This is a genomic window from Propioniciclava soli, assembly GCF_014858005.1.
In the GTDB taxonomy this organism is placed as follows: domain Bacteria; phylum Actinomycetota; class Actinomycetes; order Propionibacteriales; family Propionibacteriaceae; genus Propioniciclava; species Propioniciclava soli.
In genome coordinates this window covers 41,121-55,929 of sequence record NZ_JACYOT010000016.1, presented here as the reverse complement: position 1 = coordinate 55,929, position 14,809 = coordinate 41,121, and the positions used below count along the sequence as shown (strand labels likewise).

At 71.4% G+C, this 14,809-nt stretch carries 13 protein-coding genes; 4 read left to right on the top strand and 9 right to left on the bottom strand.

Annotation, left to right across the window (positions count from 1 at the left end; all coding sequences use genetic code 11):
• The first annotated feature begins 4 nt into the window (after positions 1–4).
• From IFY26_RS14460 to IFY26_RS14445, 4 genes are all read left to right on the top strand, one after another.
• Complete coding sequence (locus IFY26_RS14460; protein WP_232549706.1) at positions 5–1,432, top strand: nucleobase:cation symporter-2 family protein; 1,428 nt, start codon at positions 5–7, stop codon at positions 1,430–1,432.
• On the top strand, positions 1,432–2,589 hold the full coding sequence (gene hpxO, locus IFY26_RS14455; RefSeq protein WP_232549705.1) for an FAD-dependent urate hydroxylase HpxO: 1,158 nt from the start codon (positions 1,432–1,434) through the stop codon (positions 2,587–2,589). Before IFY26_RS14460 ends, hpxO begins: the two co-directional genes overlap by 1 nt.
• Positions 2,590–2,656: 67 nt before the next feature.
• Entirely contained in the window at positions 2,657–3,955 is a 1,299-nt protein-coding gene (locus IFY26_RS14450) for a dicarboxylate/amino acid:cation symporter (RefSeq protein WP_232549704.1), read from the top strand.
• Between the two features lie 207 nt (positions 3,956–4,162).
• Entirely contained in the window at positions 4,163–5,515 is a 1,353-nt protein-coding gene (locus IFY26_RS14445) for an HNH endonuclease signature motif containing protein (protein WP_232549703.1), read from the top strand.
• Positions 5,516–5,587: 72 nt separating this feature from the next.
• On the opposite strand, the gene IFY26_RS14440 is transcribed toward IFY26_RS14445, so the two are convergent.
• From IFY26_RS14440 to IFY26_RS14400, 9 genes are all read right to left on the bottom strand, one after another.
• Positions 5,588–6,325 (bottom strand): GntR family transcriptional regulator, encoded by a 738-nt coding sequence (locus tag IFY26_RS14440; protein ID WP_232549702.1) that lies wholly within the window; start codon positions 6,323–6,325, stop codon positions 5,588–5,590.
• Positions 6,326–6,399: 74 nt separating this feature from the next.
• Positions 6,400–7,221, bottom strand: coding sequence for a carbohydrate ABC transporter permease (locus IFY26_RS14435; protein WP_232549701.1), 822 nt, complete (start codon positions 7,219–7,221; stop codon positions 6,400–6,402).
• Entirely contained in the window at positions 7,218–8,144 is a 927-nt protein-coding gene (locus tag IFY26_RS14430) for a carbohydrate ABC transporter permease (protein ID WP_232549700.1), read from the bottom strand. Before IFY26_RS14430 ends, IFY26_RS14435 begins: the two co-directional genes overlap by 4 nt.
• 17 nt (positions 8,145–8,161) lie before the next feature.
• The gene (locus tag IFY26_RS14425; RefSeq protein ID WP_232549699.1) at positions 8,162–9,451 is read right to left on the bottom strand and encodes an ABC transporter substrate-binding protein; all 1,290 of its coding nucleotides are present in this window, start codon (positions 9,449–9,451) and stop codon (positions 8,162–8,164) included.
• Between the two features lie 155 nt (positions 9,452–9,606).
• Positions 9,607–10,116: a fluoride efflux transporter FluC gene (locus tag IFY26_RS14420; protein ID WP_232549698.1), complete on the bottom strand. Its 510-nt coding sequence runs from the start codon at positions 10,114–10,116 to the stop codon at positions 9,607–9,609.
• Positions 10,092–10,589 carry a fluoride efflux transporter FluC gene (locus IFY26_RS14415; RefSeq protein ID WP_232549697.1) on the bottom strand — a complete coding sequence of 166 codons (498 nt, stop codon included), beginning with the start codon at positions 10,587–10,589 and terminating at the stop codon, positions 10,092–10,094. Before IFY26_RS14415 ends, IFY26_RS14420 begins: the two co-directional genes overlap by 25 nt.
• 33 nt (positions 10,590–10,622) lie before the next feature.
• A complete protein-coding gene (locus IFY26_RS14410; protein WP_232549696.1) occupies positions 10,623–12,812 on the bottom strand; it encodes an efflux RND transporter periplasmic adaptor subunit in 2,190 nt (729 codons plus the stop codon).
• A gap of 12 nt (positions 12,813–12,824) precedes the next feature.
• Positions 12,825–14,051 carry an ABC transporter permease gene (locus IFY26_RS14405; RefSeq protein ID WP_232549770.1) on the bottom strand — a complete coding sequence of 409 codons (1,227 nt, stop codon included), beginning with the start codon at positions 14,049–14,051 and terminating at the stop codon, positions 12,825–12,827.
• Complete coding sequence (locus IFY26_RS14400; protein ID WP_269779575.1) at positions 14,051–14,752, bottom strand: ABC transporter ATP-binding protein; 702 nt, start codon at positions 14,750–14,752, stop codon at positions 14,051–14,053. Before IFY26_RS14400 ends, IFY26_RS14405 begins: the two co-directional genes overlap by 1 nt.
• Positions 14,753–14,809 lie beyond the last annotated feature (57 nt).

The following is a 14,809-nucleotide window of genomic DNA, read 5'->3' as shown; positions in this document are numbered from 1 at the left end:
GTCCATGACCACCACGCTCGATCCCGTCACCGAGGCGCCGCCGGCGCGGCCCGAGGACGAGAAGCTTCCCCTGCCCACCCTGCTCGGCGCCGGGCTCCAGCACATCCTCGCCATGTTCGGCGGCGTCATCGCGGTGCCGCTCATCATCGGCGGGGCCGCGGGCCTGGAGGGCCCGCAGATCGCGCTGCTCGTCTCCTGCAGCCTGTTCGTGAGTGGCCTTGCGACGGTGCTGCAGACCGTCGGCGTGCCGTGGTTCGGCTCGCAGTTGCCGCTCGTCCAGGGCATCTCGTTCGCCTCGGTCTCGACCCTGCTGACCGTCGTCGCCGGCAACGGTGCGGAGGGCATGCGGGCCGCGTTCGGCGCCACCCTGGTCGCCGCGCTGGTGTGCCTCGCGATCGTGCCGTTCTTCGCCCAGGTCGTGCGGTTCTTCCCGCCGGTGGTGACAGGCTCGATCATCACGGTGATCGGCCTGTCGCTGATGCCGGTGGCCGCAGGCTGGGTCACCGGGCAGGCGACGCTGAACGGAGCGCCGAACCCGAACTACGCCTCCGGGGCCAACCTGGCGCTGGCCCTCGTCACGCTCGCCGTCGTGCTCGTGCTGAGCAAGATCCGGGCGACGAGCCGCATGGCGATCCTGCTCGGGCTGCTCATCGGCACCGTCATTGCGCTGTTCACCGGTCAGGCGACGTGGAACCTGGCCGGCGCCGCGCCCTTCGCCCTCCCGCAGCCGTTCGCGTTCGGGACGCCGACGTTCGCCCTCGGCGCCATCATCGCCATGACGGTCGTGATGGTCGTGGTCATGGTCGAGACGACCGCCGACATCCTGGCCGTCGGCGAGGTGATCGGCACCCACGTCGACAGCCGGCGGGTGTCCGACGGCCTGCGCGCCGACATGCTGTCGTCGGCGGTGGCGCCGGTGTTCAACACCTTCCCCGCCACGGCGTTCGCCCAGAACGTCGGGCTGCTCGCGCTGTCGGGCATCAGGTCCCGCTGGGCGGTGGCCGCCGGCGGCGTCGTGTTGGCCTTGCTCGGGCTGTCGCCGATGCTGGCCGCGGTCGTCCGGGTCATCCCGAGCCCCGTGCTCGGCGGTGTCGGCATCGCGCTGTTCGGCACCGTGGCGGCATCGGGCATCCGCACGCTCAGCAAGGTCAACTACCAGGGCAACCAGAACCTGCTGATCGTGGCGGTCGCGATCGCGTTCGGCCTGCTGCCCGACCTGTCGCCCTCGTTCTGGCACTCCCTGCCGGAGGGCCTGATGGTCGTCGTGGACTCCGGCATCTCCGCCGCCGCGATCGTGGCCGTGGTGCTGAACCTGGTGTTCAACGTGTGGGCGCCCGGACGCCCACCCGAGCCCAGCCACCTGGCCGCGGCGCCGCCACGGCTGGTGCAGGAGGGGGAGATGGAGATGCTGAGCGGAAAGGGTGAGCACTGATGAGGGTTCTCGTCATCGGCGCCGGCATGGGCGGCCTGACCGCCGCCCTCGCCCTCCGGGCCCACGGCCACCAGGTGACCGTCTACGAGCGCGTCCGGCAGAACCGGCCGGTCGGCGCGGCGATCTCGATCTGGAGCAACGGGGTCAAGTGCCTCAACTACCTCGGGTTGGGTGACAAGGTGAAGGCTCTCGGCGGCCCCATGGACAACCTGGCCTACGTGGACGGCCTGACAGGGGACACCCTGTGCCGGTTCAGCCTCGACCCGCTCGTGGAGCAGGTCGGCCAGAAGCCCTACCCCGTGTCCCGGGCCGAACTGCAGGCCATGTTGTTCGACGAGGTGGGCGCGGAGAACATCCGCCTCGGCCACAACCTCGTCGGTGTGGAGGATGACGGGGAGACCGTGACCGCCCACTTCGAGAACGGTGCGACCGCGACGGGGGACGTCCTCATCGGCGCCGACGGGGCTCACTCGACCGTCCGGCAGTACGTGTTGGGCGGCCCCACCGAGCGCCGCTACTCCGGCTACGTGAACTACAACGGTCTCGTGCCGATCTCGGCCGACCTGGCGCCGGCGGATCAGTGGACGACGTGGGTCGGGCAGGGCAAGCGCGCCTCCGTCATGCCCATCGCGAACGGGCGGTTCTACTTCTTCCTCGACGTGCCGTTGCCCTTGGGGCTGTCGCCGGACAAGGACGCCTACAAGGCGGATCTCTCGGAGTACTTCGCCGGCTGGGCGCCGCCGGTGCAGCACCTCATCGGCACGCTCGACCCGGCGTCCACCAACCGCGTCGAGATCCACGACATCGAGCCGTTCATGACCTGGACGCGGGGCCGCGTGGCCCTGCTCGGCGACGCGGGGCACTCCACGACGCCCGACATCGGGCAGGGCGGTTGCCAGGCGTTCGAGGACGCCATCGTGCTCGCGATGGCGCTGCAGACGAACACCCTCGGCATCGAGGACGCCCTCGTCCGCTACCAGAACCGGCGCAACGAGCGGACGGCGGAACTCGTCCTGCGTGCCCGGAAACGCGCCGACGTGACGCACGGCGTCGACATGGCCGTCACGCAGGCCTGGTACGACGAGTTGAGCCGAGAAGACGGCACCACCATCATCCGCGGCATCGTCGCCAACATCGTCGGGAACCCGGTGTCCTGACATGGCCATCGCAGCGCACAGCGCACCCACCGCGTCCCTGCCACCCCACGAGGAGAGGTCCCGCACCGTGAAGATCCTCAAGAATCCCGCCCTGCTGATCGGAGTCGCTGCCCTCGCCGGCATCGTGTTCGGCCTCATCGTCGGCGAGTGGGCGGGCAACCTGGCCTTCGTCGGCAGCATGTTCATCCGGCTCATCCAGATGTCGATCGTTCCGCTCGTCATGACGTCGGTGATCGTGGCCACCGGCTCGATGACCGGTGCGGGTGCCGGTCGCCTCGCCGGGCGGACCTTCGGATGGATGCTCGGCTTCTCCGCGGTCGCGGCCCTCGTGGCCTACGGGCTCGCGGCGCTGATCCGGCCGGGAGTGGGCATGGTCTACTCCGGGGAGGTCGACCCGTCGCTCGCCGAGTCGGCCTCGGCGTCCACCGGGTGGCAGGAGACAATGCTCGGGTTCGTGTCCACCAACATCGTGAACGCGATGTCGACCGCCGCGATGATCCCGATCATCGTGTTCTCGCTGCTGTTCGGGTTCGCGCTCAACGTCCAGATCGCGGCCACGGGCAACCGGCTGCTCTTGGACGTCATCGATCAGGTCCAGCAGGTCGTGCTCACCATGATCCGCTACGTCATGTACCTGGCTCCGATCGGGGTGTTCTGCCTGTTGGCCGACCTGGCGGGGCGCATCGGCTTCGCGGTCGTCACCACCGCGCTGTCCTACCTCGGCGCCACGCTGCTCGGCGTCCTGATCCTCATGGCGCTCATGGTGGCCGTGGTGGCGGTGCGCACCGGCCTGAACCCGGCCCTGCTGCCGCGCCACCTCGCCGAGCAGACCGCCATCGCGGTGACGACGACCAGTTCGGCCGTGACCTTCCCGACGGTGCTGCGCAATGCGGTCGAGAAGGTCGGCATCAGCCAGCGAGTCGCGAACTTCACGCTGTCGGTGGGGCTGACCATGGGCTCCTACGGAGCGGTGCTCAACTACATGATCGTCGTGATGTTCCTGGCCCAGGCCGGCGGCGTGGCGCTCTCGCCGGGCCAGATCGTGCTCGGCATGGGCCTGGCCATCCTGCTCAACATGGGCACCATCACGGTGCCGGGCGGGTTCCCGGTCGTGGCGATGTTCCTGGCCACGTCGCTGGGACTCCCGTTCGAAGCCGTCGGGCTCCTCATCGCGGTCGACTGGTTCACCGGCATCTTCCGGACGTTCCTCAACGTGAACGGGGACACGTTCGTCGCGATGCTGGTGGCGAAGGCGACCGGCGAGATCGACGAGGACGTCTACAACGGCCGCGCCACGGTGACGGCCGATGAGCTCGACCTCGGCGAGTACGCCGCCACGTTCGAGAGGGCGGACGCCCAGGACTGACGTGCGCGGGACCGACCCGGGTGCGGCTGAGGCGCCCGGGTCGGGGCGACCAGCCATCGGCTCCCTGGGACAGCCCCGTTGGCCGGTCAGGGTGGTGGGGTGGCGGGCTGGACGCGAATCGTACATGTGATCGACTCGTGAGTCATTGTCCCTCGTCGAGGGCGAGGTCCGGAAAAAATGTCAGACCCGGCTCCTAGGGTGGTTCCCATGACGGAGGAGCTGCACCACCTGAGCGACCTGGAGCTGGTCGCCCTGGTCCACGCCGCCCTCGACGCGCTCACCGACGACCGGCTGCGGCTGCCCGATGACCGCGACGTGCTCGCGCTCACGCACGAGGCGGTGCGCCTCACCGGGCGGGTGCAGGCCTGGCAGACCGCGCTCGTGGCCCGTGTGGAGGACGAGGAGGTCGCGGTCCGCGCCCACGGGACATCGGCGGCGACCTGGCTGGCCGACGTCGCCAACCTGACCCGCACCGAAGCGCTCGCGCTGGTGCGGTCGGGGCAGGAGTGGCGGCGGTTCCCGCAGGTCGCCCAGGCGGTGCACGCCGGGGCGATGCTGCCGGCGCAGGCGTCCGCCATCACCCACGTGTTGGGCCAGCTGCCCGACGACCTGCCCGAGGCCACCCTCGGCCGGGCCGAGGAGATGATGGTCGACTTCGCGCGCCGGCACAACGCGGTCGAGCTGCGCCGGTTGTCGGGGCGGTTGCTCGAACTGGTGGCGCCCCAGATCGCGGAGGAGGCCGAGGAGCGGCGCCTGGAGCGGGAGCTGCTGCGGGCCATGCGGTCGCGATTCCTGTCGTTCAGGCCGGATCACGCGGGCTCGGTACTGATCCGCGGCAGCCTGCCGGTCGGCGCGGCGCAGGCGGTGACCACGGTGCTGGACGCCTTCGCCGACCAGATCCGCCGCGGCGCGGAGGTTCTCGATGCGAACGCCGAGCAACTCACGCCCGGCATGCGGCGGGCCGATGCGCTGTGCGCGATGGCGGATCTCCTGCAACGGCAGGGGCGGACGCCGGTGCACGGCGGTGACCGGCCCCGCGTGGTCGTCACCTGCAGCTGGGAGACCCTGACCCGCGCCGCGACGGGGGTGGGACCGCTGGCGGGACGCCTGCTCGCCACCGACGAGCCGATCGCGCCCTCGCAGCTGCGGCAGTGGCTGTGCGACTGCGAGGTGCTGCCCGTGGTGCTCGGCGGCGCGTCCGTGGTGTTGGACGCCGGCCGCGCCGAGCGGCTCGTGCCGCCCGCCATGCGCGCCGCCCTGGAGGCCCGGGACCGCGGCTGCGTGTTCCCCGGCTGCGACGCGCCCCCGGTCGCCTGCCACGCCCACCACATCCAGCCCTGGTGGGCCGGCGGGAGGACCAGCCTGGCCAATCTCGTGCTCGTCTGCCCGCACCACCACGGAATCGTGGAGCCCAGTTCGCGCCCCGAGGACGACCCCACCCGCCGGTGGCAGGTGCGTCTCCCGCAGTCGGGCCCCGCCGAGGTGATCCCCCCACGCCATGTGGATCCGACCCTGCGGCCCCGCATCCACAACCGCTTCCGGGTGGTACTGCGGACGTAGCGGGTGGCAGGGCGTAGACCGGACGCCAGCCAACCCTGGGGCACGCCAGGCGGGGCGGACCTGCCCCGACCGTCAGCGTGCGAAGAGCGTCGTCTCGTAGTCGTAGCGCGATGCTCGGTAGTAGTGGTGACCGACCTCGATGACGGCGCCGGTGTCGTCGAAGGCGATCCGATCGATGGTGAGCAGCGGCGTCCGGCCAGGCTCCTGGAGCATGCGCGCCTCGGACTCCGTGGCCAGCCTGGCCCCGATGCGCTGCCGGGCGAGCGCGGGCTGGACGCCTCGGCTGCGCAGGGACGCGTAGAGCCCCCGCTCGGCGAGCTCCGCCTCGGCCGGCGCGATCTCTCGCCGCAGGAGGTTGGTCATCACCGCGATGGGCTCGGCGTCGGCCAGGCAGAGCCGGCGCACGACCACGACGGAGGTGCCGGCGTCGACCTCCAACTCGCGGGACATCTCTGGGGTGGCCTCGGTGGGGCAGTACTCAAGGATGCGTGTGTCCGGCCGACGCCCGGACGCAGCCAGGTCTTCGTTCAGCGAGGTCAGCCCCGCAGGGCGCCGCACGCGCTCCGGGGCCACCTGGGTTCCCACGCCCCGACGCCGCACGAGCAGGCCGCGGTCCACCAGAGAACCCAGGGCCTGCCGCGCCGTGGGTCGAGAGATGCCGAGCCGCCCGGCCAACGCCACCTCGTTCTCCAGCAGCACCCCGGCGCGCAGCCGGCCCTCCGTGATGGCGGTCTCGATGCCCGCCGCCACTTGGTGGTAGAGCGGGACGGGGCTGGTCCGGTCCAGCTCGATGCGCAGCGGCGTCGTCACCGTCCCTCCCGGGGGCGGCTGGTGCCCTCGTGGGCTGGGGCCGGCGATTCGGCCGGGACGGCCACGCTCATGGGTCAGTCCTTCAGGCCGGAGTTGATGTCGGCGTTCATGATGTAGCGCTGGAAGACGGCGAAGAGGATGACCATCGGGATGAGCGAGATGACCGACGCCGAGAGCAGCACCGACCAGTTGATGTTGTCGGCGCCCACGATGGAGCGCAGCGCGAGCTGCAGCGTGTAGCGGTTCGGGTCGTTGAGCACGATGAGGGGCCAGATGTAGTCGTTCCAGCGCCACTGGACGCTGAAGATCGCCAGCGTCACCGCGATGGGGCGCGCGAGCGGGAACATGATGCGCGTGAAGATGCGGAACTCGCTGGCTCCGTCGATGCGGGCGGCCTCGAGCAACTCGTCCGGGATCGTGCGGAAGTACTGCCGGAACATGAAGATGCCGGTGGCCGTGATGATCGACGGCACGATGATGCCGGCCAACGTGTTGTACAGCCCCAGGTCGCGGATGATCGCGAAGGTGGAGGGCATGATGACCTCGGTCGGCAGCATCGTGGTGGCGAGGATGCACAGGAAGAATGCCCTGAGCCACCACGAGCGGAACTTCGCGAAGGCGTACCCGGTCAGGGCGGAGACGATGACGGTCAGGGCCGTGGTGATCACGGCGACGAGACCGGTGTTGTAGAAGTACCGCCAGAAGTCGAATCGCGTCCAGGCCGTCTCGTAGCCGGAGAGGGTCCAGGTGCGGGGGAACAGCGAGAGCGGCAGGGAGAACAGCTCACTGCCGGGTTTGAACGAGCTGAGCAGGAACCACAGTGCCGGGAAGAGGAAACCCAACGCCACGAGCACGAGCAGCAGGGTCAGGGGGATGCTGACGGCGCGCGCCCTCATGCGAGGTCCTCCCGCCGGTCGAACCGCATCTGGATGATCGCGATCACGACGAGAATCCCCATGAGCACCATCGAGACGGCGCTGGCGTAGCCGATCTGGGCGCGCTCGAAACCCGTGCGGTAGATGTACTGCACCATGAACATGTTCTGCGTACCCGGCCCGCCGCCGTTGAGGGCCTGCACCAACGCGAACTCCTTCATCGCCCCGAGCGTGCCGAGCAGGACCACCAGGAACATGGTGGGCCGCAGCAGCGGCAGCACGATGCGGAAGAAGCGCTGGGACGACGTGGCCCCGTCGATCTCGGCGGCCTCGAGGTAGGACTTCGGGATGTTCTTCAGGGCCGCGATGAACAGCAGCATGTTGAACGCCGTCCCGCCCCAGGTGCCGGCCAGGATGAGCACGAGCAGGGACAGGTTGCCGTCGGTCTCCCACCGCTGCGTCGGCAGGTTGACCACGGTGAACAGGTAGTTGATGAGGCCGAAGTTCTCACCAAACAGCCAACGCCAGATGACGCCGGCGACGATGGGCGAGATGAGCCAAGGGATGAAGAAGATCACCCGGGCCACCGTCTGGAAACGGGTGGCGGCGCTGGTGAGCAACAGCGCGATGCCGAGCGCGACGACGACGTGCACCGGCACCGACAGCACGGTGTAGGTCAGCGTGCGGCCGAGGACCGCGTAGAACTGCTCGTCGGCGAACAGGCGCTGGTAGTTGTCCAGTCCCACCCACCGCGGGCTGCCGACGCCCCGGTAGTCCGTGAACGAGTAGTACAGACCCAAGGCGCCCGGGCCGACGAAGAAGACGCAGAACAGGACGAACGCGATCGCGATGAACAGCAGGGGCACCAGGGTCTGGCCCGGGCGCGTCCGGCGCCGCATGGCGGTGGTGCCCGAGGGAGCCGCAGCTGTCGTGGTCTCAGCCATGCCGGTCGCCCCCGTGCTCAGCCGAACGCCTCGGTCATGCGGTCACTGACGTTCTGGATCGCCGTGCCCAGGTCGATCTCGTCGTTGAGGTACCGGATCACCTCGTCACGGAGCGGGTCGCCCTCCGTGCTCAGCCCTTCCGCCTCGAAGCCGATCTCCATCTGCTTGATCTCGCCGACGACCGGGGCCGCGTTCGCGATCTCGTCGTTGTAGAGGTCGAAGGCCGCCTGGTTGTTCGCGTAGGTGATCTCGGCGTCCGTCGTGGCGGGCAGGAAACCGGAGGTCTCGGCCAGTTCGCGATAGTTCTCGGTCTGGTACAGCCAGTTCACGAAGTCGTACGCGGCGTCGGCCTGGTCGCCCTCGAAGACGACGATGGACGCCGCGTTGCCGTACTGGACGGCCTGGGTGGGCTGCCGTGGGGTGTACACCGAGACCCATTCGAAATCGGCGATGTTCTCGGCGAAGTCCGCGATCTGCCACGAGCCCGAGTAGTACGACACGACGTCGCCGGACTTGAACAGGGCGTTGCCGTCGGCTTCGGACAGCCACACCGAGCGCGGCATGAAGGTGTCGTCGTTGAGGTTGTGGAAGTACTCCAGGGCAGTGCTCGTCGCGTCGTTGGTCTCGAAGACCCCCTCGGCGTTGGGCTGGAACAGCGTCGAGCCGAACTCGTACAGGAACGACTTCAGGCGGTGGGAGGAGCGGTCCATGGCCATGCCGTAGGACGCCCCCGTGGCGGCCTGCACCTGGCGCACGGAGTCGACGAACTCGTCCCAGCTCCACACGTCGACGTCCTCGGTCGGGTACGCCACGCCGGCCTGGTCGAACAGGGTCTTGTTCAGGTACAGGCCGACGGCGGTCACGTCGGTCGGCACCGAGTAGACGAAGCCGTCCTCGCCGGTGGTGGCCAGGTCGGCCATGATGTTGTGTTCGGCCACCAGCTCGCGCAGGTCGCGGGTCACGTTCATCCAGACGGGGTCGACGGCGCCGACGCGGGCGAGCGCGGGCAGGGCGTTGGCCTGGGCGGCGTTGCGCAGCCGCGTGCGGAGGTCGTCGTTCGCGATGTCGACGATCTCGACCGTCACGCCGGTCTCCTCGCCGTATTTCTCGGCCATGTGCGCGAAACCGCCACCTTGGTTGGCGTCGCCGGAGAGGAAGAACTGCAGGGTGCCCGGATCGCCGCCGTCGCCACCGGCGCCGGACCCCGAGGTGGTGCCACCACCACCGCAGCCGGCCGTGAGGCCCAGCACCGCGGTGCCGGCGACGCCGCCGGCGATGAGGGTCCGTCGGGAAATGCCAGTACGCATGTCGATCCTCTTCCTTGAGTGACGCAGGTTCCTACCCGACTCTGGGTCAGCCCCGCGCGGAGGCGGCCGGATGACGGCTGGGCTGAACCTAGCAGTGGCGTTGGGCCGGGTCAATCAATAGTTCGGACATTCTGACCTGGGCCACGCGGCCAGCCTCAGGCGGACGCCCCCAGCCACAGCCCGACGACCAGCGCCGTCACGCTCGCCACGAACATGAGCAGCCCGAGCCCCAGCACGACGCCCCAGCGATTCAGCGGGCGAGAGTCATGCGACGGGCGAGAGTCATGCGACGGGCGGGAGCCGTTCGGCGGACGGGAGCCATGCGAGGCGCCGTCGCCGTTCGGCGCGGTCCGCCCGGGGGTGGCGCAGGGCGGCTCCGTCCGCCGGAGCCGGACGAGCTCGACGCTCGCCGTGCTGAACGTGGTGAACCCGCCGAGAAACCCCACCCCGATGACGGAACGCGTCACCGGGTGCGCCGCGCCCGCCCAGCCCACGAGCAGGCCGAGCAGCAAGGACCCGAGCACGTTCACCACCAGCGTCGCCACGGGCCATCGCCCCCGCCACCGGCTGACGACGAGGGCGTCCAGCCAGAACCGCGCCCCGGCACCCAGCCCGCCGGCGAGGGCCACCGCCCATCCCGTCACCCCCATCGCGTCGGCCCCCACCGTCGGCGCCCCTTCAGTCGCGGCGTGGCACGCTGCCCCCGGATGCCGAGGGTCAGGCCCACCGCCGCGGCGAGGTACCCGGCCACGAGCGAGGCGGCGGCGTACACCAGGGCGACCCCCGGGCGGCCGGCCCCGGCGAGGGTCACCGACTCGAGCACGAACGTCGAGTAGGTGGTATAGCCGCCCAGCAGGCCGGTGCCCAACCCAAGGCGCAGCAGGCGGCGGACGCCGGCGTCCGGCTTGGTGCCCAGCCACCCCAAGAGGGTCCCCAGCGCGAGGGCACCGCTCGCGTTGATCAACAAGGTCACCCACGGCAGACCCTCGGCCTGCGGGGGCCACGCGTGGGTCAGGGCGGCCCGCAGCGCGGTGCCGAGGGCACCGCCGGCGATCACGGCGGCGACGGGCAGCACGCCCGGCCACGCCAGCCGTGCCCCGAGCGTCCGCGCAGCGGGGGTGGGGGGCTGCGGGCTCACCCCGTCACGCTATCGCCGTGCCGGGGTGGACTGTCACCAGTCCAGGCTCGGCAGGGGCAGCTCGGCGTCGGCCACCACCAGGCGGTCGCCGACCTCGACGCCGCTGATGATCTCGATCCGCGTGTCCCCGACGCTGCCGAGTTCGACCGGCACGTCCACCACGTCCGAGCCTGCCAGCACGCGCACCATCCCCGACGTCCCGGTGCGGGTCACGGCCGTCAGCGGCGCGACCACCACGTCGGTGGCGTTGCTCACCTCGATCTCGACGGTCGCGTTCGTGCCCGGGGCGAACGCCTCGGCGTCCGCGCCGGTGCTCACGACGGTGACGGGGTAGGCGCCGGTGCCTGTCGGGACCAGGTTCTTGGTCAGCACGGACGCCTGCGCCTGCGCTCCGCCGCTGCCCCGCAGCTGCGCTGTCTGGCCCGGCTGGACCGAGGTGAAGGCGGACGCGGGAATCGTCATCGTCACGCGGATGCCGCCCGGGGTGGAGATCACGGCTCGCTGCGTCGGCGAGGCGACCGACCCGACCGTGAACGGCAGGGAGGCGACCACGCCGTCCACGGGGGTGCGCAGGCTCGCGTTCTCGAGATCGCTCGTGGCCTGTTCCAGCGCCCGTCGCGCCTTGCCGAGCGCGACCTCGGCCGAGACGATCGGTGATCGTTGGACGACCGGTGTGCCCGTCTGGGTTCCGCTGTCGCCCAGCGAGGCGTCGGGCAGGGACGGGCCCGGCACGGGTGCCGACGGTGGAGCCGGCACCACCACGACCTGCGGGGTGGCGGCGGCCTCCCACGCGGCAGCGAGGGACTCCACGGCGCCCGCCGCCCAGGCCTGCACCTGGGTCACCGCTTCGTTCAGGGCGCCGACCAGGGCCTGCAGGAGGCCCAGCCCCTCGGCGTTGAGGTCACCGGCCGCCCGTTGGGATTCGTCCAGAGCCATCTGGGCGGTGGCGGACGCCTCCAGCGCGGCCACGCAGGCCTCGGGATCGGGGGCCGGGGAGCTGGGCTCGGGGGAGGGGGGCGCGGTCGGGCCCGGCGTGGTGGACGGATCGGGCGTCGGCGTCACGGTGGGATCCGCGGTGGCGGTGGGATCCGGTGCTGCTGTGGGGTCGGCGATGGGATCGGGTGCTGCTGTGGGGTCGGCGGTGGGATCGGGTGCTGCGGTGGGGTCGGCGGTGGGATCGGGTGCTGCTGTGGGGTCCGGGGTGTCGGTCGGTTGCGGCGCGGCCGTCGGATCCGGAGTGACGGTCGGGTCCGGGGTGCCGGTCGGGTCCGGAGTGGCGGTCGGGGCCGGGGTGCCGGTCGGGTCCGGAGGGGCGGTCGGGTCCGGGGTGCCGGTCGGGTCCGGAGTGGCGGTCGGATCCGGACCGACCGTGGGAACCGGCCCGACGGTCGGATCCGGAGTGGCCGTGGGATCCGGGGCCGGGCCCGAGCTGGGGGTGGGCCCCGGCGTCGGGCTGGGCGTGTCGGTGGGCTCGGCGCTCGGATCCGGCGTGGGCGTCGCCGGCCCGTCGGGCAGCGGGCACTGCTCGCGCACGGCGGCCAGGGCGGCGTCCGCCGCCTCGCGGCGGGTCGCAACCTCGAGGGCGGCGGCGTCCGCCCGGGCGAGCAGGTCGGTGAGGGGCCCGAGGTCGATGCCCGGCTCCGGGGCCGGGGGCAGCTCGGGCAGCGGCGCCGGGTCGGGCACCGTCTGCTCGGCGATGGCGTCGGCCAGCCCGTCGACTCCGGTCGACAACCCCACGGGGGCCGACTCGGCGGCGGCTGCGTCCTCGACCGCCTCGGCGCTCTGCCGCGTCTGTTGCAGGGCGAGGGCGGCCGCGTCCACGTCGGCCTGCGCCCGCAGGACGCGGGTGCGCAGGGCGGCGTCGTCCATGACGGCCAGGACGTCCCCGGCCCGGACCGCGTCCCCCGGGGCCACGCGCACCTCCGTGACGGTGCCGGCGGCGGGGAAGCGGACGGACACGTCGTTGAGCTCCTGCACGGTGCCGGCCGCGGTGAGCACCTGGGTGACCGACCCGCGGGTGGCCATGACGGTGGTGTAGCGGTCACCGCCATCGCGTGCGCGCTCCTGGGCGAGGGCGGCGCTCCACAGCGCCCCGCCGGTGAGCACGAGCGCGAGCACGGCGATCAACGCACGCCGCCGGCGCAGCGCGGCGATGTCGCGCCGGCTGCCGCCGGCCGGTGGGTTCACCCGGGCGGGCGGCAGGGGGGCGGGGAGGTCAGACATGCGCGGTTCTCCTCACTCGCGGCGGAGTGCGTCGATGGGGGCGAGCCGGGCGGCCCGGGAGGCGGGGTAGACGCCGGCGATGATGCCGATGGCGGCCGAGACGCCCAGGGCGGTCAGGACCGTCGGCACCGAGACCGGGATGGTGATGGGGCTCGACGACGTCACGATCCACGCCACCAGCGCGCTCAGCCCCAGGCCGAAGGCACCGCCGAGCACGGCCAGCATGGCGGCCTCGGTGAGGAACTGGGCGAGGATCGTGCGGCGTCGCGCACCCAGCGCCTTGCGCAGCCCGATCTCGCGGAACCGCTCCGACACCGACACGAGCATGATGTTCATCACCCCGATGCCGCCGACCACCAGCGAGATGGCCGCGATGCCGCCGAGCAGCAACGTGAGGGTGTTCGTCACGGCGGCCATGGCGTCCACCAGCGACTGCTGGGTCATGATCATGATGCCGGCCTGCTCGATCGAGTCGACGCCGCGGCGGGCCGTCAGCAGGCTCTGCGTCTCCTGGTAGGCCTGGCTGAGGCTGGCGTCCGATGCGGCCTGGACGTAGATCGACGACAGCGACTCGTCGCCGTACCCGAGGCGTTGCTGGTAGGTGGTGAGCGGCAGGACGGCGAGGTCGTCGGTGTCCATCATGCCCCCGGCCGCACCGAGCACCCCGACGACGCGGAAGCTGCTGCCCCCCGCCGCCACCATCGAGCCGACGGCGGCCTGCGGGTCGCCGAACAGGGTGGTCGCCGTGGTGGTGCCGAGCACCAGCACGGGCGCGCCCTCGTCGTAGTGCTCGGCGGTGAAGAAGGTGCCGGCCGCCAGGGAGCGTCCGCGGACGTCCAACCAGTCGGCCGTGGTCGCCTCCCCACTGACGACGGCCGCGGTGTCGCCCGCCGACAGGTCGAAGCCGGTCTGGATCGCGGGCGCCACCCCGGTGATGTCGGGGGCCGCGTCCGGGTCGGCCAACGCCTGGGCATCGGTCAGCGAGAGGGGCACCATCTCGGCGGCCTCGGCGCCCATGCCGGAGTCGAGCGGGCCGGAGTAGCCGCCCATCACGGTCAGCGTGTTGGAGCCGAGACTGTTGATCTCCGAGGTGATGGACGCCGACGCCCCCTGCGCCAGCCCCACGGACAAGGTGACCGCCGCGATGCCGATCATGATGCCCAGCGTCGTGAGGGCCGAGCGGACGCGGTGGGCCACGATGGCCGCCACCGCGATGCGGATCGTCTCCCACCACGTCATCACGATGCGGCCCCGACCGCGATGTCGGCGATCCGGCCGTCGAACACCCGCACGATGCGCTGCGCTCGCTCGGCGACCTCCTGCTCGTGCGTGATCAGGACGATCGTGCGGCCAGCTGCGTGCAGCTCGTCGAGCAACCCGAGGACGTCCTCGGTGGAGACCGAGTCGAGGTTGCCCGTGGGCTCGTCGGCGAGGATCAGGGCGGGGTCGGTCACCAACGCCCGCGCGATCGCGACGCGCTGCTGCTGGCCGCCCGAGAGCTGGTTGGGCCGGTGGTGGGCACGATCGGCGAGGCCGACGCGGGCCAGGGAGTCGAGGGCGCGTTGACGGCGTTCGGCGGAGCGGACGCGGGCGTACCACAGCGGCAGCTCGACGTTGCGCCACGCCTGCTGGCTCGGCAGCAAGTTGAACTGCTGGAACACGAAGCCGATCCGCTCGTTGCGGATGTCGGCGAGGTCGTTGTCGCTCGTGCGCGCCACGTCCTCGCCGTCCAACACGTACTGGCCCGCCGAGGCGACGTCGAGGCAGCCGATGATGTTCATCAGCGTCGACTTGCCCGAACCGGACGGGCCCATGATCGCCACGTACTCCCCGGCGTGCACGTCGAGGTCGACGCCGCGCAGCGCGTGCACCTGCACCGCGCCCGAGGCGTAGGTCTTCCACACGTTGCGCAGCTGCAGCACCGGGATGGGGTCGGTCAGCGGGTCGGCCACGTCGGACGCCGGCGCACCGACCTCGGCGGCGTCGTGCACCGGGAC

Bases quoted from the DNA above. Each gene is read 5' to 3' on its own strand.
- IFY26_RS14460 (WP_232549706.1), top strand. From the start codon at position 5: ATGACCACCACGCTCGATCCCGTCACCGAGGCGCCGCCGGCGCGGCCC.
- hpxO (WP_232549705.1), top strand. From the start codon at position 1,432: ATGAGGGTTCTCGTCATCGGCGCCGGCATGGGCGGCCTGACCGCCGCC.
- IFY26_RS14445 (WP_232549703.1), top strand. From the start codon at position 4,163: ATGACGGAGGAGCTGCACCACCTGAGCGACCTGGAGCTGGTCGCCCTG.
- IFY26_RS14435 (WP_232549701.1), bottom strand. From the start codon at position 7,221: ATGAGGGCGCGCGCCGTCAGCATCCCCCTGACCCTGCTGCTCGTGCTC.
- IFY26_RS14430 (WP_232549700.1), bottom strand. From the start codon at position 8,144: ATGGCTGAGACCACGACAGCTGCGGCTCCCTCGGGCACCACCGCCATG.
- IFY26_RS14425 (WP_232549699.1), bottom strand. From the start codon at position 9,451: ATGCGTACTGGCATTTCCCGACGGACCCTCATCGCCGGCGGCGTCGCC.
- IFY26_RS14410 (WP_232549696.1), bottom strand. From the start codon at position 12,812: ATGTCTGACCTCCCCGCCCCCCTGCCGCCCGCCCGGGTGAACCCACCG.
- IFY26_RS14405 (WP_232549770.1), bottom strand. From the start codon at position 14,051: ATGACGTGGTGGGAGACGATCCGCATCGCGGTGGCGGCCATCGTGGCC.